A 24,626-nucleotide genomic window follows, 5' to 3' on the forward strand; every position below is an offset into this window, starting at 1 on the left:
GGCCGCGTCCGTCGCCCCTCACGACGAACGACGGCGCCCCTGGGGGCGCCGTCGCCAACAGCCGACCGGGAAGGTGATCAAGCGTGCACCGGTGTCGGTCGCGACGGGTCCAGCCCGGTCGACCTGCCCATAGGTGGGCTCTCCTGCGCGTGGGTGCCTTCTCGGTCATGCAGTTGTGACCCCTGTCGTACCGCAGTTCCCGGACGAGCGGAACCCAGGGCGACGACGCCGCAGGCCACGTCCACCCACCCGCCGGATGCTGGGACGAGTGTCCGTGATGCGGGACGAGCTCAGCGGCTCCGACGGCGCCGTCGCACGGCGACCCAGACGACCGCCACGGCCACCACGACGACCGTCACGACGCCCGCCGTGGCGATGCGTGCCCGGCGCGGGAACAGCGGCACCGGGCGGACGAACGACAACGTCCCCCAGCCGCGCTCGACCGCGAGCCGGCGCAGCGCGCGGTCCGGGTTCACGGCGAACGCGTGCCCCACCGTGCCGAGCATCGGCGCGTCCGTGATCGAGTCCGAGTACGCGTAGCTGGCCTCGAGGTCGTAGCCCTCGACCGCCGCGAGGTCCCGGATGGCCGACGCCTTGTTCTCCCCGTACGCGTAGAAGTCGATCTCGCCCGTGTACCGGCCGTCGACCACGTTCATCCGGGTCGCGATGACGCGGTCCGCTCCGAGGATCGCGGCGATCGGCTCGACCACCTCGGCACCCGACGCGGACACCACCACGACGTCCCGGCCCGCGGCGTGGTGCGCCTCGATGAGCGCGACGGCCTCCGCGTAGACGGTCGGGTCGATCGACTCGTGCAACGTCTCGGCGACGATCGAGGACACCAGCGACACGTCCCAGCCCGCGACCATGCGGGACAGCTGCGCGCGCAGGCGCTCCGTCTGGTCCTCGTCGGCCCCACCCACGAGGTAGAGCAGCTGCGCGTACGCCGTGCGCAGGACGGACCGCCGCGTGAGCAGGCCCTCGGCCAGGAACGGGCGGGAGAAGGCCGTGGCGGACGACGTCGCGATGATCGTCTTGTCGAGGTCGAAGAAGGCGGCCTCGCGCGGCACGTCGTGCTGCGTCAGGTCCTCGTCCATGCTGCTCCGGGGCGGTCGTCGTCGATGGAGGCGGGCCCGTGTCGGGGTGCCTGGCGGCTCGGCGCGAGCCTAGTGGGCGAGGCTGACAGTGCGGGGGCGAAGGGCGGGCCGGGCGGATGAGGCCGCCGTGACGGGTCGACGGGGCGTGACGACGGGCCGGTGCCCGGCAGGCCGGGCGCTGGGAGGGGTGCCCGGCCGCCCGTGCCGAGCCGCCCACAGCCCAGCGAGCCGCATCGACGTCCACCGAACGACACGGCCGTGCTCGTCGCGCCGGTGGGCCGGGGCAGTGTTCGTCGTGCGCCGGCGGTCAGGTCGGACAACGACGGAGAGGCGGTACCGATGACCCCCCTCGCCGGAGCCCGTCCCGTCCACCCGACCTGGCCGTCGGTCGCCTCGACCCCGCAGCGCGCGCTCGTCGTCGGCGTCGTCGGCGGGCGCGGTGGCGCGGGGGCGTCGACCCTCGCCGCAGCCGTCGCCCGCCACCTCGCCCGACGCACCGCGACCGCGCTCGTCGACCTGGACCGAGCGTCCGCGGGCATCGACGTGCTGCTCGGGCTCGAGGCCGCCGACGGGGTGCGCTGGCCGGACCTGGCGGACGCGCGGGGCGAGGTGTCCGGTGCCGACGTGCTCGCGCTGCTGCCGCGGTGGGGCGCGTGCGCGGTGCTGAGCGCGGACCGGGCACGACCGGGGGCACCCGAACCGGCCGTCGTCGCCGACGTGCTGCACGCTCTGACCGCGGAGGCCGGGGCGCTCGTGCTCGACCTGGACCGCGCCGCGGTCGTCGCGGGCGAGTCGCTGGTGGGTGCGTGCGACGCGGTGCTCGTCGTGACGCCGCCGGACCTGCGCACGGTCGCCGGCGTTCTCGCGATGCGACCCCACCTCGGCCCACCGGTCGTACCGACCTGGCTGCTCGTCCGCGGCCCGGCGCCCGGAGGGCTCGGTGCGGCCGAGCTGTCGGCGGCTGTCGACCTGCCGGTCCTGATGAGCCTGCCGGCCGACCGTGGGCTGGTGCCCGCCCTCGAGCGCGGCGGGGTGCCCGACGCCGGCCGCACGGCTCGGTACGCGGCTCGCGTCGTCGCCGCACTGCACAGGACCCTGACGTGAGCACCCTGGTCCGCGGTGTCGGGCCCGACTTCCTCGACGCGGTCCGGGCCCGGCTCGGCTCGCACGCCGCGCCCGACGGCTCCCTCGGCGTCGCCGTCGAGGCGGCGGCGCGCGACGCGGGGGCGGTGCTCGGCTCCAGTGCGTTGCGCTCGGTCACCCGGACGGTGCGTGACGAGCTCTTCGGGGCCGGTCGGCTGCAGGTGCTCCTCGACGACCCCGACGTCACCGACGTGCTGGTCAACGGTCCCCGCGACGTCTGGGTGGAGCGGGCCGGGCGCCTGGGCCGCGCGGACGTGGACCTCGGCGGCGCCGACGACGTCCGAGCGCTCGCGGTCCGGCTCGCGGCAGCGGGTGGGCAGCGACTCGACGACGCGTCCCCTGCAGTCGACGCCCGGTTGCCGGACGGCACCCGGCTGCACGCGGTGCTGCCGCCTGTGGCGGGCGCCTGCGCGCTGATCAGCCTGCGGGTGGTGCGGTCCCGCGCGTTCACCGTGGAGCAGCTCGTCGCCTCCGGGACGCTCGCACCGCCGTTGGTGCCCGTGGTCCGCGCGCTCGTCGCGACCCGGGCGAACATCCTGGTCTCCGGTGCGACGGGTTCGGGTAAGACGACCCTGCTCGCCGCACTGCTCTCGCTGGTCCCGCACGACGAACGCCTCGTGGTCGTGGAGGAGGCCGGCGAGCTCGCTCCCGCGCACCCGCACGTCGTCCGGCTGCTCGCGCGGCACGCGAACGTCGACGGCGCCGGACGCGTGGACCTGACCGACCTGGTCCGGCACGCGCTGCGCATGCGGCCCGACCGGATCGTCCTCGGGGAGTGCCGGGGCGCCGAGGTCCGGGAGGTGCTCGCCGCCCTGAACACCGGACACGACGGTGGGTGCGCCACCGTGCACGCCAACACCGCCGCTGACGTGCCCGCGCGGCTCGAGGCGCTCGCGGCGCTGGCCGGGATGTCCCGCGAGGCAGTCGCGGCGCAGGCCGCGAGCGCGTTCGACGCGGTCCTGCACCTGCGTCGCGCGGACCGACGGTACGTCTCCGAGGTCGGCGTCGTGCGACGGGCGGTGTCGGGCGAGCTCGAGGTCGCGTGCGCGATCCGCGTCGAGCCGTCGGGCGTCACCACGCCCGGACCGGCCTGGTCGGCGCTCGCGGACCGTCTCGGCCTGTCGGGCGCCCGCGCCGAGCTCAGGCCGCCGCCGTGAGCGGTGTGGTCGGGGCGCTCGTGGCGTTGGCTGTCCTGGCGGCCGCCGGCAGCGGAGGCCGCCCGGTCGGACTCCGCGCGCGGGAACGACCGCTCGACCAGCCGGCGCGTGCGCGGTCGGTGCCCGACCTGTCGGCGGTCCTGCTCGGTGTGTGCGCTCAGCTCCGCGCGGGGGCGACGCCCGGCGAGGCCTGGTCCCGAGCGGGCGGAGGAGTACCGGTCGGCTCGGTGCCGACCCTCGACGCGCTGCTCACGGCAACCTCCCGACCTCGGTCGCGGTTCCGTCGGCGCGCTGACCCCTCCAGGCGCAGCGACGAGGGAGCGGTGCAGCGCGTCCGTGCGGCGCTGGCGGCGGCCCGGCTCTCCGACGAGCTCGGCGCACCGCTCGCGGGTGTGCTCGAACGGATCGCGTCCGCCGTCGCGGCCGACGAGGAGGCCGACGGCGAACGCCGAGCGGCCCTGGCCGGACCGCGCTCCACAGCGCAGGTGCTCGCGTGGCTCCCGCTCCTCGGCGTCGCGCTCGGCGCTCTGCTGGGCGCTGACCCCGTCGCGGTGGTCCTGTCGGGCGGTCTCGGGACGGCGTCGGCGATGCTCGGTGTGACGTTGCTCCTGCTGGGGCGCTGGTGGACGGCCACGCTCCTCAAGAGGGCGGGTCGAGCCGGCGACGACCGCGCACGCAGGTCCCCGGCGGGCGGGTCGTGACCCCCGCCGTGCTTGCCGCGCTCGTCGCCCTCTCGTGCGGTGCGGCGACCAGCCCGTGGTGGTGGGTCGCCGGGGCGCCGTCCGCGCAAGAGACGTCTCGCCCGGAGGATCCCGCGCTCGCGCCCGGGCCGATGGACGCGGTGCTCCTGCTCGACCTGCTCGATGTCGCGATCGGCACCGGGGCATCCCTGCCGCGGGCATTGTCCGCAGTCGGTGCGGCCGTCGGCGGTCAGCAGGGGGACGACCTCGCGCGAGGTGGCGCCGCGTTGCTGCTGGGAGCGTCGTGGCCGTCGGCGTGGGCGGGCTCGGCACTGACGGAGGTCGTCAGTGCCCTCGAGGCGAGCTGGACCACCGGGACAGCACCCGGGCCGGCGCTGCGCGGGCGGGCGGACCAGCTGCGACGGGACCGCCGCACCCGATCCCGCACCGCTGCGGGCGCGCTCGGGGTGCAGCTCGTCCTGCCGCTCGGGCTGTGCTTCCTGCCCGCGTTCGTCCTGCTCGGGCTCGTGCCGATGCTCCTCAGCCTGGCGGGCGACCTGTTCGGGTGACGACGTCCGCCAGGGCGGCCGCTGCGCGTCCGTCCGCAGGGCAGCCGCCAACGGTGCCACCGCTGCCGGCGCTCTCGCTGCCACAGTTGGCGGCTGTTGCACGGGCAGCCGCGAACCGTGCCGCCGCGCTGGCGCTCTCGCCGCCACCGCCGTGGGTGTCAGGGCTGCGGCCGGGCCGTGCGCGACGTGTGGGGCTGAACGCAAGCGTGGAGCTCAAGTCGACGACGCGCTCACGCCCCGCTGACGATCACGAGCTCGTTGCCTTCGGGGTCGGCGACCCGCCAGCGACCCTCGGACTCGTCGAGGAGCCGGCCGCCGGCTGCGAGGGTCGTGGCGACGTGCGACGGAGCGAGGTCCGACGGCACTTCGAGCTCGACGTGGATGCGGTTGCGCTGCCGGCGCCGCTCCGTCTCTGACGTGTCGAGCTCCTGGAACAGCAGCACCGGGTTCAGCCGGCGCGGATCGACGATGTCGGTGGCCTCGGCCCGCCGGTCGGGGACGTAGCCGAGTGCGGCGGCCCAGAACGCGCGGACCGCAACGACGTCGGCGGCGTCGAGGAAGAGCTGCGCGAAGCGCGGCAGCCCCGGGTCCGCTGTGGCCCCGAGCTCGCGGGCAGCGGTCTGGATGCTCCCGGCGAGAACGGTGAAGTCGAGATCGAGGCCGTGTGCGTCGTCCACCCACTGGTCCTTGCCGCTGTCGAGGATCACGAGGCCGGGCCGCAGGTCGACCACCAGCGGAAAGCCCACGTCGGCGGCCAGCGCGGCCGCTGCGACGGTCAGGTCACGCTGCTGTGCCACCGACGTGACGCGGTAGCACGCCATCGCGCTGAAGACCGCCTGCCAGTCGGCGGTCCCGGGCGTCTCGCTGAGTGCGTCCCCCGGCACCAGGTCGACCTCGTTGCCGTCGGCGTCGCTGTGACAGACCCCGAACGCACCGAACGCCTCACCGAGGCCGGCCTGCTCAACTGCGACGGCAGGCCGCACCACGTCGAGGTGGATGCGGTTGCGCAAGGGCCGCGGCTCCGGCGACTGCCGGATCCGCATCGTGGGGTCGCGCCGCAACGGGTCCGCCAGACCGCCGTCCTCGGCAGGTGTGTAGTCGAGGGCGCGCTGCCAGAACGGCCTCACCACGGACGGGTCCGCGGACTCGAGCACGACGCTCAGGTGCTGCAGCAGCGCAGGGTTCGCTGCCAGCCCGAGCTCCCGCGCTGCCGCAGAGACCGCCTCGGCATGCTCGTCGGAGTCGAGCCGGACCCGCAGTCCGGTCGCGCGCAGGTCGACCAGGATCTCGGCCGACAGCTCCACGACGCGCCCGGCCAGGGCAGCCCCCTCGATCAGCGACGGCGCCTCGAACCATGCCGTCGCAACGCCGTCGACCATCCGCCAGTCCGCCCCGATCTGTGACATACCCGGCACTGTAGGACCCGCCTCGGACACCGCCCGTCCGGTCGGTGCTCCTGTGCCGACCGGGCCGTGGCAGGTCGCCGCTGCCGAGCGGACGGGCCGCCGCCGAACCGCGCCACTGATGCACCTCGCGGACGCGCTCGCGCAGGACGGCCCGCGTCGATCGCGACGTGCCGCACGACTGGAGTGCGCGGCTCGGACGCGCTCGCGCAGGACGGCCGCGTCGTTCGCGACGTGCCGCACGGCTGGAGCGCGGCTCGGACGCGCTCGCGCAGGATCGCCCGCGTCGTTCGCGACGTGCCGAACTGCCGGAGCGCTACTCGGACGCGCTCGCGGGGCAACCGGCGCCGGTCGAGACGTCCACAGCCCCGTCGATCGGTGCCCGGCCCACCGATGTGTCGGGGTGCCCCCTGCGCGCCCACGCCGCCGTCGACGCTGGCAGGGCGCCGGACAGTCCGTGGCGCGACGTGAGAGGAGAGGTCATGACGCACCACACGGTGGTTCCTGAGGCGGACCGCACGCACCCGCACGACGACGACCCGACACCTGGCGGTGCCGCGCTGCGGTTGGTCCCACCGCTCGGTGCCGCACCGGAGGAGGCCGATCCGCCGAGCACGACCGACCAGACGAGGCCTTCGAGCGCACGGCCTGACGGTCGGCACACATCGGCCGGTCGACGTCGTCGGAGGCTCCCGCGGACCATCCTGGCGTGGCACGACCGGGGTCGGCGCGCTCGGGCCGGGCTGGCGGATGCGGGGATGGCGACCGCCGAGTACGCGATCGCGACGCTCGCGGCGGTCGGCTTCGCGGGGCTGCTCGTCGTGATCCTCAAGGGGAACGAGGTCAAGGGGCTGCTTCTCGGGATCATCCGTCAGGCGTTGTCGCTGTGACCGCCGCGAGCCGGTGGGACCGCGGCAGCGTCACCGCCGAGCTCGCGATCGGTCTGCCCGCGGTGGTCCTCCTGCTGGTCGCGCTGCTCACGGTCGCGTCGGCGGCGATCGCGCAGACGCGGTGCACCGACGCCGCACGAGCCGGCGCGCGGGCGGCCGCCCTCGGGGAACCGGACGTCGAGGTCACGACGACGGCGCGCCGGCTGGCGGGTGCAGATGCGACGGTCGCGGTCTCCCGCGCCGACGAGTGGGTGACCGTCGCGGTGTCGTCGCCCGTGGGTCCGGCGTCGTGGGGCGGCTCACCGCTGCAGGCCCGGGCGACCGCGGTGGCTCGGGTCGAGCCGTGATGGTCCGGCGCCGCCGGTTCCTCGGGCGCGGGGACGACCAGGGTTCGGGCACGGTGCTGCTGCTCGCGCTCGTCGCGGTCACCCTGGTCGTCGCGGCCCTGCTCGGGCTGTTGGGCTCCGCACAGCTCGGTCGGGGCCGCGCGCAGACGGCGGCCGACCTCGGCGCGCTCGCCGCAGCGTCGCGGCTGCTGGCCGGGCAGCCCGGCGACCCGTGCCCGACCGCCGCGGAGGTCGTGCGCCGCAACGGAGCGAGGCTCTCGTCGTGCACGGACGAGGGAGCCGGTGTGGTCACCGTGCGAGTCGCAGTGCGGGGACCAGCCGGTTCCGCGACGGCGTCCGCTCGGGCCGGTCCGACGTCGGCCCGCCGGTGACGGGTGGTCCCTGATCTGCTGGTGATCACGGCACCTGATCGCCCGCGCGTACCGGTTACCAGGGCATTTGGTCCCTAGCGCGTCGACCCCGCCCGGCGGACGGTTGAGCTGGGAGGAGCCATGGGCGGACCCCGCGCGGCACGAGCAGGTCGCCGGCGCGCGCTCGTCCCGCGGTCCACGACCTGGCCGCCGGCGCGCGCTCGTCCCGCGGTCCACGACCTGGCCGCCGCAGACTCGGTGCGAGCTGAACGGCGCGAGGTCCGTGAGGCAACGCGCCGGTACCGATCGAGGGCGCGCAGTCGCGGTTCGCCAGCGGTCACGCTGGGAGACGTCGCCCGAGTGGCAGGCGCTCGGCGGTCGACTCAGGAAGGTCCCGGCAGTCCCGGCAGCCCTCGCCACGACCACGGGTGAGAGCCGCGTGCGTGCACCGTCGCGCCGAGGCTCCGCCGAGCGTTGCGACGGCTCGCGGACACGACAGTGAGCAAGGAGCTCGCGGACACGACAGTGAGCAAGGAGAAGGAGAAGGAGGAAGAAGATGTTGCGCAAGATGGCTCTCGGATTCATCGCGCTTCTCGTGGCAGCGATGTCGGGGCTCGCGGCTCAGCCGGCCGCAGCGGCGACACGACAACCCGTCGCTGAGGTGACGGTCCTGCCGGCAGCGCACCTCACCGACGGAGGCGCTGCGATCACGGTCCGGCTTCTCGTCCGGTGCCGGCCGGTCGACGGTGTGCAGTGGGAAGGCTTCGTCAACGCCACCCAGGGTGACGTCTTCGCCTGGGCGGGACTCCCGCTCGTCTGCGACGGACGTCGGCACCTGGTGCATGTCGTCCTCCCGGTCAGCGCTCCTCCGGGCACCGCGGAGTTCACCCGTGGCGCGGCAGAGGTGTCCGCCGTGATCATGGACGAGAACACCCTCGTCGAGTACGCCGACGACGCGCGCTCGGTGAAGGTGGTGGCGAGGTGCCACGGCACCTCCTGACGCACGCCCGTCGTCGACCGGGACCAGACCAGACCGACCCGAGGAGCACCGTGGACATCACCGTCGAGGACCAGCCGACCGATCTGGTCGCCGTCGTACGCGAGCGCGTCGCCATGGACGCCCTGGCAGCCTTCTACGACCGCGCCTACCGCGCGGTGCTCGAGGAGGTCACGGCGGCAGGGCTGGCCGTCACCGGCCCCGCGTTCGGCTGGTACCGGGACATGCCGACGGACTCGGTCGACCTCGCCGCGGGCTTCTGGGTCGGCGCGGACGGCGTCCGCTCGCTGGGGGGCGGGGTCGAGGTCGTCGAGCTGCCGGGCGGCCCGGCGGCGGTCGGGATGCATGTCGGCAGCTACGACGGCCTTGCGGGAGCGTGGGACGAGCTCCGCACGTGGATGTCGGAGCAGTCCGCCCAGATGCGGGGCGACTTCCTCGAGGTGTACGTCACGGACCCGGCGGAGGCTGCCGACGCGAGCCAGAACGAGACGCGCCTGGTGCTGCCTATCGTCCGGTGAGCTGACGGCCGCTCTCGCGGGCGCCCGCGGCGTCGCGCGTGGCGCGGGGGGCGATCGCGCAGAAGCGAGGCACGAACGCCGCACCGGCCCGGGCGCGCGAGGGCCGCCGCCCTCGGACGTTCAGGAGGCCGTCGGTGCGTGGGCGAGGACCGCGGTGAGCAGGCGGATCGCGGCCGCCTTGTCCAGCGGGTTGTTCGCGTTGCCGCACTTGGGCGACTGCACGCACGCAGGGCACCCGGCGAAGCAGCGGCAGGCGGCGATGGCGTCCCGGGTGGCTCGCAACCAGGTCGCTCCGAGCGCGAAGCCGCGCTCTGCGAAGCCGGCCCCGCCGGGATAGGCGTCGTGGACGAACACGGTGGCGTGCTCGGTGTCGACGTGCAGCGCGGTCGACAGCCCGCCGAGGTCCCACCGGTCGCACGTCGCGAGCAGCGGGAGGAGGCCGATCGACGCGTGCTCGGCGGCGTGCAGGGCACCCGGGGCGGCCTCGACGGTGACCCCGGCGGCGAGGAGGACCTCGGCCGGCGCGGTCCACCACACGGCGGTCGTGCGCAGGGTGCGGGCGGGCAGGTCGAGCTCCTCGGTGCCGAGCACCTGCAGGTCGGGGATGCGTTTGCGCTGGTAGCCGAGGACCTGGGTGGTCACGTCGACGGACCCGAACCCCCAGGTGACCGGTCCCCAGGGCACCTCGGCGTCGACGGACTGGATCTCGGTCGTCGTGACCCAGCGCGCCCAGGTGCCGTAGTCGACGTCGCGGCGGGTGACGAGGGCGACGCCGTCCTCGAGCCGGAGCTCGTCGACGACGAACGAGGCGCCCTGGTGCACGTAGACGGCGCCGTCGTGCACGGTGGAGTCGGCGGAGGCGGCGTCGACCGTGCCGAGCAGGCGGCCGGTGACGGACTCGACGACGCGGACGGGGTCGCCGCCGGCGCCGCGCAGGTCGGTCAGACGGCTGGCCTGCTCGTTGTGCGTCCAGTACCAGCCGGACGGCCGCCGCCGCAGGGTCCCGCGCTCGACCAGCTCGGCGAGCAGCTCGGCGGTGCGTGGCCCGAAGAGGCCGAGCTCCTCGGACCGCAGCGGCAGCTCGGCGGCGGCGGCGCACAGGTGCGGCGCCAGCACGTAGGGGTTGGTGGTGTCGAAGACGGTGGCCTCGACGGGGGCGTCGAAGATCGCCTCGGCGTGGTGCACCAGGAACGTGTCGAGCGGGTCCTCGCGGGCGACGAGGACGACGAGCCCGTCGGTGCCCGCTCGTCCGGCGCGGCCCGCCTGCTGCCACAGCGAGACGCGGGTGCCGGGCCAGCCGGCGATGAGCACGGCGTCGAGCCCGGAGATGTCGACGCCCAGCTCCAGGGCGTTGGTCGTCGCGAGCGCCCGCAGTGCGCCGGACCGGATCGCGGACTCCAGGGCCCGACGCTCCTCGGGCAGGTAGCCGCCGCGGTAGGCCTGCACGGACGTCGCGAACGTGGGGTCGATCTCCAGCAGGTGCGCCCGGGTGGTGGCCGCGACGGACTCGGCGCCACGGCGTGACCGCGTGAACGCGAGCGAGCGGGCTCCCGCGGCGGTGAGGTCGGCGAGGAGGTCCGCGATCTCGGCGGTCGCGGTGCGGCGCGGCCGGTCGGACGGCTCCGCGACGAACCGCTCGCCCGTGCCGAGCGGGCCGGACCCCTCGCCCGTGCCGAGCGAACCGGACTCCCAGGCCGTCGTGGGCGCGCCGGCATCGAGGTGCGTGGTGGGTAGGCCGGGATCGAGGCCCGCGCCCGACGCCTCGCGTGCTCCGAACCTGCCGGGGTTCGGTCCAGGACCGTCGCCGACCCCGGGGAGCATCTCGGCGAGGGCCTCCGCGAGGACGACGGGGTCGTCGGCGCCGGGGAACGCGGGAGGCGGCGTCGCGACGGTTCCGGGTACCGCCCAGACGTCGTCCGGAGCGGGTGGGCTCAGGTCGTCGGCGCTGCGGGTCACGTGGCGGGGCAGCGCGAGCGGGGTGGCCCACGGGTCGTCCTCGGGCAGGAGCGCGGACCAGGGGGCGTCGGAGCCGGGCAGCTCAGGCGGCTGCCACAGGACGAAGGTCTTGCGGCCGGCGGGGGAGGCGTCGGCGGTGACGGCCGTGACCTCGGACGGGTCGACGCCGATGAGCCGGGCCGCGCTCACGGCGGGATCGGACGTGGTGGCGGACGCGAGCAGGAACGTCGGCGTCGCACCGTAGGACGCGGCGAGCCGGCGCAGGCGGCGCAGCACCAGGCCGACGTGCGCACCGAACACCCCGCGGAACGCGTGGCACTCGTCGACCACCACGTACCGCAGCGACCCGAGCAGCCGCGCCCACCGCCGGTGCTGGGGCAGGAGCGCGAAGTGCAGGAAGTCGGGATTGGTCAGGACGACGTCCGCGTGCTCCTGCACCCAGCGTCGCTCGTCGAGGGACGTGTCGCCGTCACAGGTGGAGACCCGCACGTCGCGGGTGCGGCCGGCCACCAGGAGCCGGTCGAGGGCGGCAAGCTGGTCGGCGGCCAGCGCCTTGGTCGGGCACAGGTAGAGGGTCGTCGCGCGCCGGGTCACCGACTCGATGCGGCCGGGGTCGAGCAGGGACCGGGCGCTCGCGGCCCGGGCCGTCGACAGGGCGGGGAGCCAGAACGCGAGGGACTTGCCGGACCCGGTGGAGGTCGCCAGGACAGTGTGCCGACCGGACCACGCGGCGTCGGCGGCCTCGACCTGGTGCAGCCAGGGACGGTCGACGCCCAGCGCGCGGTAGCCCTGCACGAGGTCGGGGTCCGCCCACGACGGCCAGTCCGCCTGCGTACCGGCCCGCGCGGGCAGGTGCCGGACGTGGGTCATGCGCTCGGAGCGGCCCCCGGCGGCGAGCAGCACGTCGAGCAGCGCGCCGGGTTCCACCACCCGTCCATCCTCGCACCGGGCCCGACGACCGCCGCGCCGCCCCCACATCACCACGCGCGGGAGGGCAGGATCGGGTGCATGGCGGACCGGATCGACCTCAACTGCGACCTCGGAGAGGAGGTCGACGCCTGGGAGCCGGGGGTCGACGGCCTCGACACCATGCTGCTCGACGTCGTGACCAGCGCGAACGTCGCGTGCGGATTCCACGCGGGCGACGAGCGCATCATGGCCGCGGTGTGCCGGGCGGCGGCGGCCCGTGGGGTGGCCGTCGGCGCGCACGTGTCCTACCTCGACCGCGAGCACTTCGGGCGCCGCTTCGTCGACGTGCCGCCGGACGTGCTGCGGGCGCAGGTGGCGCAGCAGATCGGGGCGCTGCAGGCGATCGCGCACCACGAGGGGACACGCGTGGCCTACGTGAAGCCGCACGGCGCGCTCTACAACGCGGTCGTCCACCACGAGGAGCACGCACAGGCGGTCGTCGCCGCGCTCACGGACCTGCCCGTCCTGGGGCTGCCGGGGTCCGCGGTGCTGGCCGCTGCGACTGCGCGGGGACTGCGTGCGGTGACGGAGGCCTTCGCCGACCGCGGCTACCGGGCGGACGGCACGCTCGTGCCCCGCTCGGAGCCGGGGGCGCTGGTCACCGACACCGACGAGGTGGCCGCCCGGGTGGTGCGGCTCGCCACGGAGGGTGTCGTCCGGGCCGTCGACGGGACCGAGGTGCGGGTGGGTGCCGAGTCGGTGTGCGTGCACTCCGACACCCCGGGGGCCGCGGCACTGGCCCGGACGGTCCGGGCTGCCCTGGTCGAGAACGGTGTGGCGGTCGTGCCCTTCGTGGCCTGACGCACGACCCGCGGGTGCGGACGGGCCGCACCGCGCGTGGCGCGTCGGGTCACGGAGACGACCGGCGCGGTCCCCGTGCCCGACGTCCGGCAGGATCGGCTCATGACCGACGCACGCGCGCCTCGGGTGGTGCCCTACGGGGACGACGCCGTCCTCGTCGAGCTCCCGGGGCTCGCGGAGGTCCGCGCGCTCGACGACGCCGTCCGGGCGGCGCGCACCACGGACCCCGACGCGGCGGGCATCGTCGACCAGGTCCCGGCCGCGCGCACGCTCCTGCTGCGGGTACGCGAGGACGCGGACCCCGGGGCGCTGCCGGTGGAACGCTGGTGGGCTGCACGGTCCGACCGGACCGCCGAGGCAGAAGCCCGCGAGGTCGTGCTCGCCGTCGACTACGACGGCCCGGACCTCGCCGACGTCTCCCGGCTGACCGGGCTCACGGTCGACGAGGTCGTCGCGCGGCACACGGGAGCGCGGTACACGGTGGCGTTCGGCGGTTTCATGGCGGGCTTCGCGTACCTGGTCGGCCTGGACCCGGTGCTGCGCGTGCCGCGCCTCGACAGCCCGCGCGAGCGTGTCCCCGCGGGATCGGTGGCGATCGCGGACGAGTTCAGCGCGGTGTATCCGGCGGCCACCCCGGGCGGCTGGCGACTGCTCGGCCGGTGCGAGCGGACGCTCTTCGACGTCCACCGCGACCCCCCGGCGCTCCTCCAGCCCGGCACGCACGTGCGGTTCACGGCGTCATGACGGACCGCGCGCTGGAGGTGCTCGAGCCGGGTCTGCTCACGCTCGTCGAGGACCTGGGGCGGCCCGGCTGGGCGCACATCGGGGTCGGCCGGTCGGGCGCGGCCGATGCGGGGGCGCTGCGGCTGGCCAACCGGCTCGTCGCCAACGACGAGGGCGCGGCGGGGCTCGAGGTCCTGCTCGGCGGGCTGCGGGTGCGTGCCGTCGGGGACGTGACCGTCGCGCTCGCGGGCGCCCGGGGACCGGCGTGGCTGGACGACCGGCCGGTCGGACACGAGGCCGTGCTGGAGCTGCGGTCGGGCACGGAGCTGCGGCTGGGCACGGTCACCTCCGGGCTGCGGACGTACGTCGCGGTGCGGGGCGGGATCGACGTGCCGACGGTGCTGGGGTCCCGGTCGACGGACCAGCTCGCCGCACTCGGGCCGGGACCCGTGCGGGCCGGTGACGTCCTGCCGGTCGGTGCCGCGCCGGTGGGCTGGCCGGTGGTGGACCTCGCGCCGGTGGCGGCCCCGCCGGACCGGGTCGAGCTGCCCGTGGTGCCGGGGCCGCACGCCGACTGGTTCGAGGACGTGCTCGCGCGGTTGCAGGCCGGCGAGTGGCACGTGACGCCGTCGACGAACCGGGTGGCGGTGCGCCTGACGGGGCCGGCGCTCGCCCGCACCCCCGACGCCACGGGACGGGAGCTGCCGTCGGAAGGGCTGGTCCTCGGTGCCGTGCAGGTGCCGCCGGACGGGCAGCCCGTCGTGTTCGGCGTGGACCATCCCGTCACGGGCGGCTACCCGGTGGTCGCGGTGGTCCGGCGGTACGCGCACGGCCGGCTCGCCCAGGTCAGGCCGGGGGACCGCGTGTCCTTCGTCCACGGCCTCGCGTCTGTTTGAATGCACGGAGGGAGGGGACCCGATGGATGTGCGTGTGACCAGCCGGGATGTCGGTCCCCGGACCGTCGTGGCGGTCGAGGGCGAGATCGACGTGTCGTCCGCCGACGCGCTGCGCGACCAGATCTCGGAGCTGCTCGAGCGGGACCGGACCGACCTGGTCATCGACCTGCGGGCAGTCCGGTTCATGGACTCGACGGGCCTCGGCGTCCTCGTCGGCACCCTGAAGAAGGTCCGGCTGGCCGGTGGTCAGCTGCAGCTCGTGATCGACTCCGAGAAGCTGCTCAAGGTCTTCCGGATCACCGCGCTGCTCCAGGTGTTCACGGTGCACGACACGGTGGAGGCGGCCCTGGACGCCTGATCGGGTGTCCTGGACGCGCGACCGGGTGAAACGCGCCGTGTCCGGTTTGTCAGATATTGACAGGGTTCTCCGCGGGGCGTGAACTCGTCGCGGGACGACTGGCCGCCGACGTCGCGGCGACCGCTCCCCGTTCAGCGAGGGGACGACGATGCGGCTACGTGCCTGCCTCGCCACCGGTGCGGTCAGTGCCCTGGCCATCGTGGGGTTCGTGACGCCTGCGCAGGCCGGCGGTGCCGCGCCGAGCGTGCCCGTCCTGGTCGGCCCGGTCGCCGGAGCGCCCTCGGTGCCCTCGACGGCGCAGCTGCAGGTCCGCGCGTCGGATCCCGACGACGCCCAGGTGGACGTGACGTTCCACGCGCAGGCGCACACCCCCGGCACCCCGGGGACGGGCGACCCGTTCACGCTCATGCTCATGCCGGACACGCAGAACTACGTGAGCACGACGGCGAACACCGACATCATGCGGCAGCAGGCGCAGTGGATCGCGGACAACAAGGACCCGCTGAACATCGCGTTCGTGGCGCACCTCGGCGACATCGTCGGGGTGGAGACGGCGACGGTGCAGTGGGACCGCGCCTCGCAGTACCTGGCGATCCTCGACGCGGCCAACGTGCCGAGTGCGGTGCTGCCTGGGAACCACGACATGAACCTGACCACGGGGTCGGCGGCGCTCTACCAGCAGTACTTCCCGGTGAGCCGGTACGCGAACGCGACCTGGAACTCACCGACGGCGTCCTACGGCGGCTACTTCGGCCAGGACCAGTTCGGCGACGACCCCGTGGACCGGCAGAACCTCGACAGCTACTCCCTGTTCACCGCGGGCGGCATGGACTTCCTGCTGCTCAGCCTCGAGTTCAACGCCCCCGACCCGGTCCTCGACTGGGCGCGGCGGGTGCTGGCCGCGTACCCGGACCGCCGGGCGATCGTCGCGACGCACAGCTACGTCGACACCGCCGGCGGCCTGACCACCCAGGTCGCCCGTGCGGACGGCGGGAACAGCGGCCAGGCGATCTGGGAGGAGCTGGTCCGGCCGAGCTGTTCGGTGTTCCTCGTGGTCAACGGGCACTTCTCCGACGAGGTCACCGCCGAGGCGCGCCGGACGGACACCAACGCGTGCGGGCAGCCCGTGCAGGCGATGCTCTCCGACTACCAGGACCGCCCGCGCGGCGGCGACGGGTGGCTGCGGTACCTCACGTTCGACCCGGGCGCCGACGAGATCCGCGCGTTCACGTACTCGCCGTTCCTCGGGCAGTTCGAGACGGACGCGGACAGCCAGTTCACGGTCCCGTACGACATGAGAGAGCCCGCGGACCTGCCGGTGGTCGGTACCGCGACGGTCGCGTCGGGCTCGGTCGCGTCGGTCCCGGTCCCGGCGTTGCCACCGGGCACCCTGGTCGACTGGTACGCGACGGTCGACGACGGCACGTCGGTGACGCGCAGCCCGACCTGGTCCTACACGACCGCGCAGGCCGGCCCGGCGACGCTCGCGTCGGACGCCTTCTCGCGGACCGTCGCGAACGGCTGGGGCACGGCCGACACCGGCGGCGTATGGACCGTCGGCGGGGGCACGACCCGGTTCTCGGTGGGTTCGGGCGTGGGGCAGCAGGCCGCCGGGGCCGGCGGGACCGTCGCCGCGACGCTCGGGTCCGTCACGTCGGCGTCGTCCGACGTCTCCGTCTCCGTCGGGCTCGACCGGGTGCCGTCCGGGCCCGTGTACCTGACGGTCTCCGGGCGGGTGGTCGGGAGCGCGGACTACGGGGCGCGCGTGAAGGTGCTCGCCACGGGTGCGGTCCAGCTGCACACGGAGCGGTCGGGCACGGTGCTCACGGGCAACACGCTGCCGGGCCTGACGCTGGCCGCCGGCGACCGGCTGCGCGTCCGCGTGCAGGTCGAGGGCACCAGCCCGACGACCATCCGGACGCGGGCGTGGAAGGTCGGCTCCGCGGAGCCCACGACCTGGCAGTACACGGCGACCGACTCGACGGCTGGCCTCCAGTCGGGCGGCGGCGTGCGGCTGACGACGTACGCGAGCTCGACCGTGACCGGCGGCAACATCCTCGCGCGGTACGACGACCTGCTCGCGACGGGCGTCGGCGGCACGACCCCGCCACCGAACGTGCCGCCCAGCGCGAGCTTCACCGCGAGCGCGGCCGGGCTGACGGCGTCGGTGGACTCGTCGGCGTCGACGGACTCCGACGGCACGATCGTGAGCCGGGTGTGGGCGTTCGGCGACGGCTCGACCGGGACCGGCGCGACGAGCAGCCGCACCTACGCCGCGGCCGGCACCTACACGATCACCCTGACGGTGACCGACGACGACGGCGCCGNGCGACGGCTCGACCGGGACCGGCGCGACGAGCAGCCGCACCTACGCCGCGGCCGGCACCTACACGATCACCCTGACGGTGACCGACGACGACGGCGCCGCGACGAGCACCACCCGCCAGGTCACGGTCACCGCCCCGCCGCCGAACGTCGCGCCGACGGCGAGCTTCACGGTCGCCGCGACGGGTCTGACGGCATCGGTCGACTCGTCGGCGTCGACCGACTCCGACGGCACGATCGTCAGCCGGGTGTGGGCGTTCGGCGACGGCTCGACCGGGACCGGCGCGACGAGCAGCCGCACCTACGCCGCGGCCGGCACCTACACGATCACCCTGACGGTNGAGCCGGGTGTGGGCGTTCGGCGACGGCTCGACCGGGACCGGCGCGACGAGCAGCCGCACCTACGCCGCGGCCGGCACCTACACGATCACCCTGACGGTGACCGACGACGACGGCGCCACGACGAGCACCACGCGGCAGGTCACCGTGACGGCCGTGCCGCCGCCGACCACCCTCGCGACCGACTCGTTCACCCGCACCGTCAGCTCGGGCTGGGGCAGTGCGACGACGGGCGGTGCCTGGACGGTCGGTGGCGGGAGCACGCGGTTCGCGGTGAACGGCAGCGTCGGCCTCCAGTCGCCGGCCATCGGCGGCACCCTCACAGCGACGCTCGCCGGCGTGTCCTCGACCGCGACGGACACCACGGTGGGCGTCAGCATGGACACCGTCCCCACGGGCCCGGTGTACCTGACGGTCGCCGGGCGGGTCGTCGGGTCGGCGACCTACGGCGCGCGGCTCAAGCTCATGCCCACGGGCGTCGTCCAGCTGCACACCGAGCGCACCGGCACGGTGCTCGCGGGCGGCACGCTGCCGGACCTGACCCTGACGGCGGGCCAGCAGCTGCGGGTGCGGGTCCAGGTGCAGGGCACGTCACCCACGGTCGTGCGCGTCAAGGCCTGGGCCGCCGGATCGAGCGAGCCGGCCGCCTGGCAGTACACGACGACCGACTCGACCGTAGGCCTGCAGTCGGCCGGCGCTGTCCGGCTGCAGACCTACCTCAGCTCGTCGGCGACCGCCCTGGCCGTGGCCCGCTGGGACGACCTGGCGGTGGCGCCGATCGGCTGAGGGAGTCAGGTCGCTGGAAGGATCGAGTAGACGACGGTCTGCTCTCCGTCCTCCGACGTCGACGCTGCGACGCCGACCTCCCACCCCGCCACGGGGAAGGTGATGCCGGGCGGGGGCGCGAGCGCCGGGTAGGTCGACCAGTCGTCGCCGAGCAGCCGGACGGCCTCCTTGGCGGCGTCGTCCCCGCCGACGGCGATCACGACGCTCCACCCGTCGCCGCTCGAGCCGGCCATCGGGCTGACCGAGACCAGCCGGCCACCGACGAGGGGGACGTCGTCGACGGGGAAGCCCTCGGGGAAGCCGGTCGGTGCCGGGGGCATGTCGAGCAGGGTCAGGGACCAGGGGCCCGCCACGGCGCGCCCGTCCGCCTCGGCATAGCTCACGTAGACCGAGTACTCGCCGGAGGGCAACGGCACGCCCCCGGGGTCGCCGTCCGTCGCGCAGGTGGTCAGCTCCGTGCTCGTCATGCCCGAGACCACGGAGCGGTCGGGCGAGGACAGCCACGAGTACCGCGGGTCCGGCGACGGGTCGGCGTCGGACGCCACGACCGTGCCGTCGTGGGTGATCAGGATCTGGCTGTCGAGCTCGTCGCCGGTGCCGCTGATCCGCTCCGAGCTCTCCGCGGCCTCGAGCTGCTGGCGCGCGACCTCCACCGCTCGGTCCAGTGCGGCGACCTGCCCGGCGGTGAGCGGGACAGCAGCCGGCGGATCCGCCATCGCGGCCGCGCGACGCTCCTCCGCGGCGGCCAGCGTCTCGTTCGCGCTGCGCACCAGCTCGGCGACCGCGGCGTCCCGAGCAGCCGGTGACAGCTCGCGGACGAGGACCGGGCTCATGGTGCGCCCGAGCAGCGTTCCCAGGTGGCTGCCCTGCTGGGGCACGGCGGAAGAGTCCTCCTGGTACCACGAGCCGTCCGTCGCCGGCAGCAGGCCGACACGACCCGGGTCGGCCGTCGGGAGGAGCCCGATGTCCGAGCCGCACGTCCCGGGCGCTGCGTCGGCCCGGGCCGCGGGGAGCACCGACAGGGGCTGCCGCCCTCCGACGTACACGGCGCCGAACGCCACGGCTCCGACGGCCCCGACGGCCACACCCCCACGCACCCCCGCGCGGACGGTCCGGCGGCGCCGGATGCGGCCGGTGAGGGACAGGACGTCGAAGGGCGGGTCGTCGGGGCCGGTGTCGACGGCGTCGCGCAGCGAACGGGCCAGGTCGGGGCTCATCGGGTCACTCCTGTCGGGACGAGCTGGATGTCGATCGTGTGCGCGTCGGGCAGCGGACCCAGCAGGGCCTCGAGCTGGCCGATCGCGTCGAAGAGGTACCGCTTGACGGTGCCGTCCGAGAGCGCGAGCCGGCGGGCGATCTCCGGCACGGTCAGGTCGTCGTAGAACCGGAGCACCACGCAGGCGCGCAGCCGTGGCCGGAGCGTGAGCAGCGCGGTCTGCACGTCGAGCCGTGCCGTGCTGGCCGGTCCGTGGTCGGCGGTGTCGTCGTCCCGGGCCAGCAGGTGGCGGACCGCGGTCCAGCGGGCCCGGCGGCGGTAGGCGTCCAGGAAGATCGTGAGGATCGCCTGCCGCACGTACGACTCGGCCGCGCCGGGGTCGCGGATCGGACGGCCCTGGCTGAAGCAGCGCACCAGCGCGTCCTGGACCAGGTCCTCACCCTCGCGCTCGTCGCCGGTCAGCAGGGTCGCGTACCGCACGAGCGCACGCCCCCGAGCCCGCACGAGCTCGTCCAGAACCTGTTCCCAGGTCGTCATGCCACCTCCTCGTGGTGCCGTCATCTTCCTGGACGACCGGGAGGTGCGAACCGTTGGTCGGGCGCGCGATCAGGTGAGGGTGACGGGGAACGACGCACCGAGGGTCAGCGCGTACCCGCCCGACGCCGGGTCCTGCAGGAGGACGGTCTCGGTGGGGGTCCACACCGTCGGCCCGGACAGGAGCCACGCGGGGATCACGGTGTACTCGCCGGGGGGCAGCGGGTCCCCGCTCGTGAGCGGCAGCTCCGAGTCGGCGACGCAGGACGTCAGCACGCGACCCTCGTCGGTGAAGAGCAGAGGGGCGCCGGCGCCGAGGTCGACCACGGAGAAGGCGTCGTTCGCCTGCACGGTCGTCCCCACCACCACGCCGTCGCGCACGATCCAGTACTCGACCGCGTAGTAGCCCCATGCGCGGAGCCGGCCCGGACCCGTGTACTGCACGGTGGCGGTGGCGTGCAGCGCCTCACCGGCGGGGAGCGTGGTCGCCGCCGGCGTCAGCTGGAGGTCGAGCATCGCGGTGCGGACCGGGGTGGCCGGTGCGGGGGCTCCGCACGCGGGACGGCCCGCCCTCGTCGTCCGGTCGAGCACGGCGTCCGCACCGGGGAGCGGCAGCTGCTCGTCGGCCTCGCCGGTCACCGTGACGGACACGGGGTCGCCGAGGGCCGTCGCGCGCTCGGCACCGTCGAGCGCGGCCGCCTGCTCGAACGTCAGCGTGCCGCCCGCGAGCTCCGCGGGAGCCTGGTCCGCTCCGCCGTAGGTGACGACGTCGGCCCAGGGGCGCAGCTCGTACGCGCCCGCGGGCAGAGGTCGGCCGACGGTCACAGCCGGGTCGTCGCCCGGGTCGCAGACGGTGAGGTCGAGCGGGCCGCGGTACCAGGTCGACTCGCCCTGGTTGCCGCTGCGGCTCGACATCGCGTCGTACGTGGCGGGGTAGAAGCCCGCGGTGCCGACGACCACGCCGTCGCGGACCACCGCGACCCGCGGCCCACCGACCGGCACGGCGAACGCGACGAACGTCTCGGACGCGGTGCTGCGCTCGACCTCGCCGCCGGACACGAGGTGCCCACCAGCCGGCAGTGACGCCGAGTCGGGCGCGATCCGGGCGAGGATGCGGTCGTCGACGGGGTAGGTCACCGGGGCGTCGACCAGGGACCCGCAGGTTCCGTACGGGCGTGCGGGGTCACCGGTGGGCAGGACCGCGGGGAGCACGGCGGGCACCGTCGGCGTCGGCGTCGGCGACGGCTGCTGCGTGGTGACGCTGGGGGACGGCGAGATCGCCGGCGGCGCAGGGCTGCGGTCGGGGAGGAGCCCGTACGCGGTGCCGGCGACGAGGACGGCGGCCGCGGCGGCGCCACCGATCGTCAGGGCGGCGCGGGTGCGACGGCGCGCGCGGGCGCGGGCGGCGATCCGGGCGACCGGCAGCGGCGCGCGACCGGTGCGGTGACTGCGCTCGGCGCGGTCCTCCAGCTCGCCGAGGGCCGACTCGAGGTCGTGGTTCATCGCCCGGCTCCCTTCGTGATCGTGGGGACGTCCTCGGTGGTCAGGCCCGGTTGCGGGCCCAGGAGCGGCTCGAGCTTGCGGCGGGCGTCGGACAGGTACCGCTTGACCGCCCCGGGGGAGACCCCGAGCCGGCGGCCGATCTCGGGGAGCGTGAGGTCGTCGGAGAAGCGCAGGACGACGCAGGCGCGCTCGCGGGGGGACAGCGCGGTCAGTGCCCGTGCCACGTCGGCGCGGTCGCCCGCCGCGACGAGCTCGTCCGCGGCGGTCTCGGGTGTCGCGACCAGGTGGGTGACGGCCGCGAAGCGGCGACGGGCCCGGTAGCCGTCGAGGTAGGTGTTGAGGATGACCCGCCGGACGTAGGCCTCCACCCAGACGACGTCCTCGGGCCGGCGGCGGCCGAACGTGCGGACCAGCCCGTCCTGCACCAGGTCCTCCGCCGCCGACAGGTCGCCGGTCAAGAGGTACGCGTAGGCGACCAGCGCCGAGCCCCGCTCGGCGACGAGCCGGTCGAGATCGTCCTCCCAGCTCATGGTCGTCCCCTCGCTCCGTACGGAACTGTCCTCACCTGCTCAGACGCACGGGGCGCCCGAACGGTTGGGGTCCCCACGATCGTCTCGCGGACGGCGCTCCGGATCACGGTCGCGTGGTGGTGCGATCCACGTCACATCTGCTGGCTAGACTCACCGGGTCGCGCAGCAACGGGGCTGTGGGACGGGCGCGGTCAGGGGGGCCTCGCTGATGTCCGAGGAGGATGCATGGTCGAGCTCGGGTCCACGAGCATCACGATCGTCAGTGTCATCGCGGCCGTTGCGGTCGCGTCCCTGCTCATCGCCGTTGTCCTGCGCCGCCAGGTGCTCGCGGCCGGTGAGGGGACCGAGTCCATGCGCGAGATCGCGCGCGCGGTCCAGGAAGGGGCGTCGGCGTACCTGAGCCGGCAGTTCCGCACCCTGGCCCTCTTCGCGGTCATCGTCTGCGCCCTGCTGTTCCTGCTGCCGGGCGACGGCGGCATCAAGCTGGGCCGTTCGGTGTTCTTCCTGGTCGGGGCCGGTTTCTCGGCAGCGATCGGCTACCTGGGGATGTGGCTCGCGACGCGGGCGAACGTCCGGGTGGCGGCGGCCGCGTCGGAGGTCGGTGGGCGTGCAGAGGGCGCGCGCATCGCGTTCCGGACCGGCGGGTTCGTCGGCATGAGCGTCGTGGGCCTCGGCCTGCTCGGCGCCGCGTCCGTCGTCCTGATCTACAAGGCCGAGGCGCCGGCGGTGCTCGAGGGCTTCGGCTTCGGTGCCGCGCTGCTCGCCATGTTCATGCGGGTCGGTGGTGGCATCTTCACCAAGGCGGCAGACGTCGGCGCCGACCTCGTCGGCAAGGTCGAGAAGCACATCCCGGAGGACGACCCGCGCAACGCGGCCACCATCGCGGACAACGTCGGCGACAACGTCGGCGACTGCGCGGGCATGGCGGCGGACCTGTTCGAGTCCTACGCCGTCACGCTCGTCGCGGCCCTGATCCTGGGCAAGGCGGCGTTCGGTGAGCAGGGGCTCGTGTTCCCGCTCATCGTCACGGCCATGGGGGCCGTCGTCGCTGTCCTCGGCGTGTTCATCACGCGGGTGCGGGGTGCGGAGAGCGGCCTCGCGGCCATCAACCGGGGCTTCTACATCTCGGCGCTCGTCGGTGTCGCGCTCTCCGCGATCGCGGCGTTCGTCTACCTGCCGTCGTCCTTCGCGGAGCTCACGGGCGGCACGGTCGGCCTGGAGACGCACGGCGGCGACCCGCGGCTGATCGCCTCGGTCGCCGTGGCCATCGGCGTCGTGCTGGCGGGCATCATCCTGTGGGTGACCGGGTACTTCACGGGCACGACGAGCAAGCCGACGCTCCACGTGGCACGCACCACCCTGACCGGCGCGGCCACCGTGGTCCTGTCCGGCATCGGGGTCGGCCTGGAGTCCGCCGTCTACACCGCCGGCATCATCGCGGCAGCCATCTGCGGTGTGTTCCTGCTGGCCGGCGGCTCGGTGGCGCTGTCCCTGTTCCTCATCGCGCTCGCGGGCTGCGGCCTGCTGACCACGGTCGGCGTCATCGTCGCCATGGACACGTTCGGGCCGGTCAGCGACAACGCGCAGGGCATCGCCGAGATGTCGGGCGACGTCACGCCCGAGGGCGCACAGATCCTCACGGACCTCGACGCCGTCGGCAACACGACGAAGGCCGTCACCAAGGGCATCGCGATCGCGACGGCCGTGCTGGCCGCGACCGCCCTGTTCGGGTCGTACGCCGACGCGGTGGCGTCCGCGCTGCGCACGGCGGGCGAGGTGGGCGACGAGCTCACGGCGTCGATGCTGAACTACAGCATCATCAGCCCGGTCACCCTGGTCGGGGTGATCCTCGGTGGCGCGACGGTCTTCCTGTTCTCGGGCCTGGCCATCGACGCCGTGACCCGCGCAGCCGGGGCCATCGTGTTCGAGGTCCGTCGCCAGTTCCGGGAGAACCCCGGGATCATGACGTACGAGGTGCGACCGGAGTACGGCAAGGTCGTCGACATCTGCACCCGCGACTCCCTGCGGGAGCTGGCCACGCCCGGTCTGCTCGCGGCGTTCGCGCCGATCGCCGTCGGGTTCGGGCTCGGCGTCGGTCCGCTCGCCGGCTTCCTCGGCGGGGCCATCGCGACCGGCGTGCTCATGGCGGTCTTCCTGGCCAACTCGGGCGGTGCCTGGGACAACGCGAAGAAGATCGTCGAGGACGGCAACTTCGGCGGCAAGGGGTCCGACGCCCACTCGGCGGCGGTCATCGGCGACACCGTCGGCGACCCGTTCAAGGACACCGCCGGCCCGGCGATCAACCCGCTGATCAAGGTCATGAACCTCGTGGCCCTGCTCATCGCGCCGGCCGTCGTGGCCATCTCGGTGGGCGAGGACGCCAACCAGACGGTCCGCCTGTCGATCGCCGTCGTCGCCGCGCTCGTCGCGGCCGGCGCGGTCGTGGCGTCCCGGCTCCGGGCGGCGCGCGACGACAAGAACGACCTGACACGCGAGGCCGAGAAGGCGCTCGCCTGACGGACGGTCGATCGCTCCCTCG

General features: G+C 74.7%; 23 protein-coding genes and 1 pseudogene. 17 read left to right on the forward strand and 7 right to left on the reverse strand.

The window, feature by feature from the left end; all coding sequences use genetic code 11:
• Positions 1–290: 290 nt before the first annotated feature.
• Positions 291–1,097, reverse strand: coding sequence for an HAD family phosphatase (locus ASD16_RS00765; protein WP_055911862.1), 807 nt, complete (start codon positions 1,095–1,097; stop codon positions 291–293).
• Between the two features lie 339 nt (positions 1,098–1,436).
• Between ASD16_RS00765 and ssd the strand changes: the two genes are divergently transcribed.
• Genes ssd through ASD16_RS00785 form a run of 4 tightly spaced genes read left to right on the forward strand, consistent with a single transcriptional unit; the run spans position 1,437 to position 4,646 of the window.
• Positions 1,437–2,201, forward strand: a complete 765-nt coding sequence (gene ssd / locus ASD16_RS00770) for a septum site-determining protein Ssd (protein ID WP_082570529.1) — start codon at positions 1,437–1,439, stop codon at positions 2,199–2,201.
• Positions 2,198–3,397, forward strand: a complete 1,200-nt coding sequence (locus ASD16_RS00775; RefSeq protein ID WP_055911865.1) for a TadA family conjugal transfer-associated ATPase — start codon at positions 2,198–2,200, stop codon at positions 3,395–3,397. The genes ssd and ASD16_RS00775 overlap by 4 nt, the downstream gene beginning before the upstream one ends.
• Positions 3,394–4,098: a type II secretion system F family protein gene (locus ASD16_RS00780; protein ID WP_157453746.1), complete on the forward strand. Its 705-nt coding sequence runs from the start codon at positions 3,394–3,396 to the stop codon at positions 4,096–4,098. Before ASD16_RS00775 ends, ASD16_RS00780 begins: the two co-directional genes overlap by 4 nt.
• Positions 4,095–4,646: a type II secretion system F family protein gene (locus ASD16_RS00785; protein ID WP_055911868.1), complete on the forward strand. Its 552-nt coding sequence runs from the start codon at positions 4,095–4,097 to the stop codon at positions 4,644–4,646. The genes ASD16_RS00780 and ASD16_RS00785 overlap by 4 nt, the downstream gene beginning before the upstream one ends.
• Before the next feature lie 230 nt (positions 4,647–4,876).
• Here the strand turns inward: ASD16_RS00785 and ASD16_RS00790 are convergent, their stop codons facing one another.
• Complete coding sequence (locus ASD16_RS00790) at positions 4,877–6,052, reverse strand: VOC family protein (RefSeq protein ID WP_235523059.1); 1,176 nt, start codon at positions 6,050–6,052, stop codon at positions 4,877–4,879.
• 755 nt (positions 6,053–6,807) lie between these two features.
• On the opposite strand from ASD16_RS00790, the gene ASD16_RS22125 reads away from it, so the two are divergent.
• The 5 genes from ASD16_RS22125 to ASD16_RS00815 all read left to right on the forward strand — a co-directional run bounded on the left by ASD16_RS22125 (position 6,808) and on the right by ASD16_RS00815 (position 9,151).
• Positions 6,808–6,939, forward strand: a complete 132-nt coding sequence (locus tag ASD16_RS22125; RefSeq protein WP_156374122.1) for a DUF4244 domain-containing protein — start codon at positions 6,808–6,810, stop codon at positions 6,937–6,939.
• The gene (locus ASD16_RS00800) at positions 6,936–7,286 is read left to right on the forward strand and encodes a TadE family type IV pilus minor pilin (RefSeq protein WP_055911877.1); all 351 of its coding nucleotides are present in this window, start codon (positions 6,936–6,938) and stop codon (positions 7,284–7,286) included. Before ASD16_RS22125 ends, ASD16_RS00800 begins: the two co-directional genes overlap by 4 nt.
• A complete protein-coding gene (locus ASD16_RS00805) occupies positions 7,286–7,657 on the forward strand; it encodes an Rv3654c family TadE-like protein (RefSeq protein WP_055911879.1) in 372 nt (123 codons plus the stop codon). The genes ASD16_RS00800 and ASD16_RS00805 overlap by 1 nt, the downstream gene beginning before the upstream one ends.
• A gap of 535 nt (positions 7,658–8,192) precedes the next feature.
• Positions 8,193–8,636 (forward strand): hypothetical protein, encoded by a 444-nt coding sequence (locus ASD16_RS00810; protein ID WP_157453747.1) that lies wholly within the window; start codon positions 8,193–8,195, stop codon positions 8,634–8,636.
• A gap of 50 nt (positions 8,637–8,686) precedes the next feature.
• A complete protein-coding gene (locus ASD16_RS00815; protein WP_055911882.1) occupies positions 8,687–9,151 on the forward strand; it encodes a GyrI-like domain-containing protein in 465 nt (154 codons plus the stop codon).
• A gap of 120 nt (positions 9,152–9,271) precedes the next feature.
• Here ASD16_RS00815 and ASD16_RS00820 read toward each other — a convergent pair whose 3' ends face one another.
• The gene (locus ASD16_RS00820) at positions 9,272–11,977 is read right to left on the reverse strand and encodes a DEAD/DEAH box helicase (RefSeq protein ID WP_235523179.1); all 2,706 of its coding nucleotides are present in this window, start codon (positions 11,975–11,977) and stop codon (positions 9,272–9,274) included.
• Between the two features lie 138 nt (positions 11,978–12,115).
• Here ASD16_RS00820 and ASD16_RS00825 point away from each other — a divergent pair, with 138 nt between their 5' ends.
• The 7 genes and pseudogenes from ASD16_RS00825 to ASD16_RS00850 all read left to right on the forward strand — a co-directional run bounded on the left by ASD16_RS00825 (position 12,116) and on the right by ASD16_RS00850 (position 18,304).
• Positions 12,116–12,877, forward strand: coding sequence for a LamB/YcsF family protein (locus ASD16_RS00825; protein ID WP_055915511.1), 762 nt, complete (start codon positions 12,116–12,118; stop codon positions 12,875–12,877).
• Between the two features lie 102 nt (positions 12,878–12,979).
• Positions 12,980–13,621 (forward strand): allophanate hydrolase subunit 1, encoded by a 642-nt coding sequence (locus ASD16_RS00830; RefSeq protein WP_055915512.1) that lies wholly within the window; start codon positions 12,980–12,982, stop codon positions 13,619–13,621.
• Positions 13,618–14,496, forward strand: coding sequence for a biotin-dependent carboxyltransferase family protein (locus tag ASD16_RS00835; RefSeq protein ID WP_055911886.1), 879 nt, complete (start codon positions 13,618–13,620; stop codon positions 14,494–14,496). The genes ASD16_RS00830 and ASD16_RS00835 overlap by 4 nt, the downstream gene beginning before the upstream one ends.
• Before the next feature lie 22 nt (positions 14,497–14,518).
• Positions 14,519–14,854 (forward strand): STAS domain-containing protein, encoded by a 336-nt coding sequence (locus ASD16_RS00840; protein ID WP_055911889.1) that lies wholly within the window; start codon positions 14,519–14,521, stop codon positions 14,852–14,854.
• 1,294 nt (positions 14,855–16,148) lie between these two features.
• Positions 16,149–17,181, forward strand: a 1,033-nt coding sequence (locus ASD16_RS22405) for a PKD domain-containing protein (RefSeq protein WP_369817942.1), incomplete at its 3' end; no start/stop codon positions are given.
• 1 nt (position 17,182) lies between these two features.
• Positions 17,183–17,519 (forward strand): annotated as a pseudogene (locus ASD16_RS22410) (PKD domain-containing protein); the annotation flags it as partial.
• Between the two features lie 8 nt (positions 17,520–17,527).
• Positions 17,528–18,304 carry a PKD domain-containing protein gene (locus ASD16_RS00850; RefSeq protein ID WP_055911894.1) on the forward strand — a complete coding sequence of 259 codons (777 nt, stop codon included), beginning with the start codon at positions 17,528–17,530 and terminating at the stop codon, positions 18,302–18,304.
• Positions 18,305–18,309: 5 nt separating this feature from the next.
• Here ASD16_RS00850 and ASD16_RS00855 read toward each other — a convergent pair whose 3' ends face one another.
• The 4 genes from ASD16_RS00855 to ASD16_RS00870 all read right to left on the reverse strand — a co-directional run bounded on the left by ASD16_RS00855 (position 18,310) and on the right by ASD16_RS00870 (position 22,087).
• The gene (locus tag ASD16_RS00855; RefSeq protein WP_055911895.1) at positions 18,310–19,521 is read right to left on the reverse strand and encodes a hypothetical protein; all 1,212 of its coding nucleotides are present in this window, start codon (positions 19,519–19,521) and stop codon (positions 18,310–18,312) included.
• Positions 19,518–20,057, reverse strand: a complete 540-nt coding sequence (locus ASD16_RS00860) for a sigma-70 family RNA polymerase sigma factor (RefSeq protein WP_055911897.1) — start codon at positions 20,055–20,057, stop codon at positions 19,518–19,520. Before ASD16_RS00860 ends, ASD16_RS00855 begins: the two co-directional genes overlap by 4 nt.
• A 69-nt stretch (positions 20,058–20,126) precedes the next feature.
• Positions 20,127–21,557 (reverse strand): hypothetical protein, encoded by a 1,431-nt coding sequence (locus ASD16_RS00865; protein WP_055911901.1) that lies wholly within the window; start codon positions 21,555–21,557, stop codon positions 20,127–20,129.
• Positions 21,554–22,087, reverse strand: coding sequence for a sigma-70 family RNA polymerase sigma factor (locus tag ASD16_RS00870; protein WP_055911903.1), 534 nt, complete (start codon positions 22,085–22,087; stop codon positions 21,554–21,556). Before ASD16_RS00870 ends, ASD16_RS00865 begins: the two co-directional genes overlap by 4 nt.
• 225 nt (positions 22,088–22,312) lie before the next feature.
• On the opposite strand from ASD16_RS00870, the gene ASD16_RS00875 reads away from it, so the two are divergent.
• Positions 22,313–24,604, forward strand: coding sequence for a sodium-translocating pyrophosphatase (locus tag ASD16_RS00875; protein WP_055911905.1), 2,292 nt, complete (start codon positions 22,313–22,315; stop codon positions 24,602–24,604).
• Positions 24,605–24,626: the final 22 nt, after the last annotated feature.

The organism is Cellulomonas sp. Root485, assembly GCF_001426705.1.
In the GTDB taxonomy this organism is placed as follows: Bacteria; Actinomycetota; Actinomycetes; order Actinomycetales; family Cellulomonadaceae; genus Cellulomonas.

Bases quoted from the DNA above. Each gene is read 5' to 3' on its own strand.
- ASD16_RS22125 (WP_156374122.1), top strand. From the start codon at position 6,808: ATGGCGACCGCCGAGTACGCGATCGCGACGCTCGCGGCGGTCGGCTTC.
- ASD16_RS00805 (WP_055911879.1), top strand. From the start codon at position 7,286: ATGGTCCGGCGCCGCCGGTTCCTCGGGCGCGGGGACGACCAGGGTTCG.
- ASD16_RS00835 (WP_055911886.1), top strand. From the start codon at position 13,618: ATGACGGACCGCGCGCTGGAGGTGCTCGAGCCGGGTCTGCTCACGCTC.
- ASD16_RS00855 (WP_055911895.1), bottom strand. From the start codon at position 19,521: ATGAGCCCCGACCTGGCCCGTTCGCTGCGCGACGCCGTCGACACCGGC.
- ASD16_RS00830 (WP_055915512.1), top strand. From the start codon at position 12,980: ATGACCGACGCACGCGCGCCTCGGGTGGTGCCCTACGGGGACGACGCC.
- ASD16_RS00875 (WP_055911905.1), top strand. From the start codon at position 22,313: ATGGTCGAGCTCGGGTCCACGAGCATCACGATCGTCAGTGTCATCGCG.
- ASD16_RS00860 (WP_055911897.1), bottom strand. From the start codon at position 20,057: ATGACGACCTGGGAACAGGTTCTGGACGAGCTCGTGCGGGCTCGGGGG.
- ASD16_RS00870 (WP_055911903.1), bottom strand. From the start codon at position 22,087: ATGAGCTGGGAGGACGATCTCGACCGGCTCGTCGCCGAGCGGGGCTCG.
- ASD16_RS00820 (WP_235523179.1), bottom strand. From the start codon at position 11,977: ATGACCCACGTCCGGCACCTGCCCGCGCGGGCCGGTACGCAGGCGGAC.
- ssd (WP_082570529.1), top strand. From the start codon at position 1,437: ATGACCCCCCTCGCCGGAGCCCGTCCCGTCCACCCGACCTGGCCGTCG.
- ASD16_RS00765 (WP_055911862.1), bottom strand. From the start codon at position 1,097: ATGGACGAGGACCTGACGCAGCACGACGTGCCGCGCGAGGCCGCCTTC.
- ASD16_RS00840 (WP_055911889.1), top strand. From the start codon at position 14,519: ATGGATGTGCGTGTGACCAGCCGGGATGTCGGTCCCCGGACCGTCGTG.
- ASD16_RS00825 (WP_055915511.1), top strand. From the start codon at position 12,116: ATGGCGGACCGGATCGACCTCAACTGCGACCTCGGAGAGGAGGTCGAC.
- ASD16_RS00865 (WP_055911901.1), bottom strand. From the start codon at position 21,557: ATGAACCACGACCTCGAGTCGGCCCTCGGCGAGCTGGAGGACCGCGCC.
- ASD16_RS00810 (WP_157453747.1), top strand. From the start codon at position 8,193: ATGTTGCGCAAGATGGCTCTCGGATTCATCGCGCTTCTCGTGGCAGCG.
- ASD16_RS00790 (WP_235523059.1), bottom strand. From the start codon at position 6,052: ATGTCACAGATCGGGGCGGACTGGCGGATGGTCGACGGCGTTGCGACG.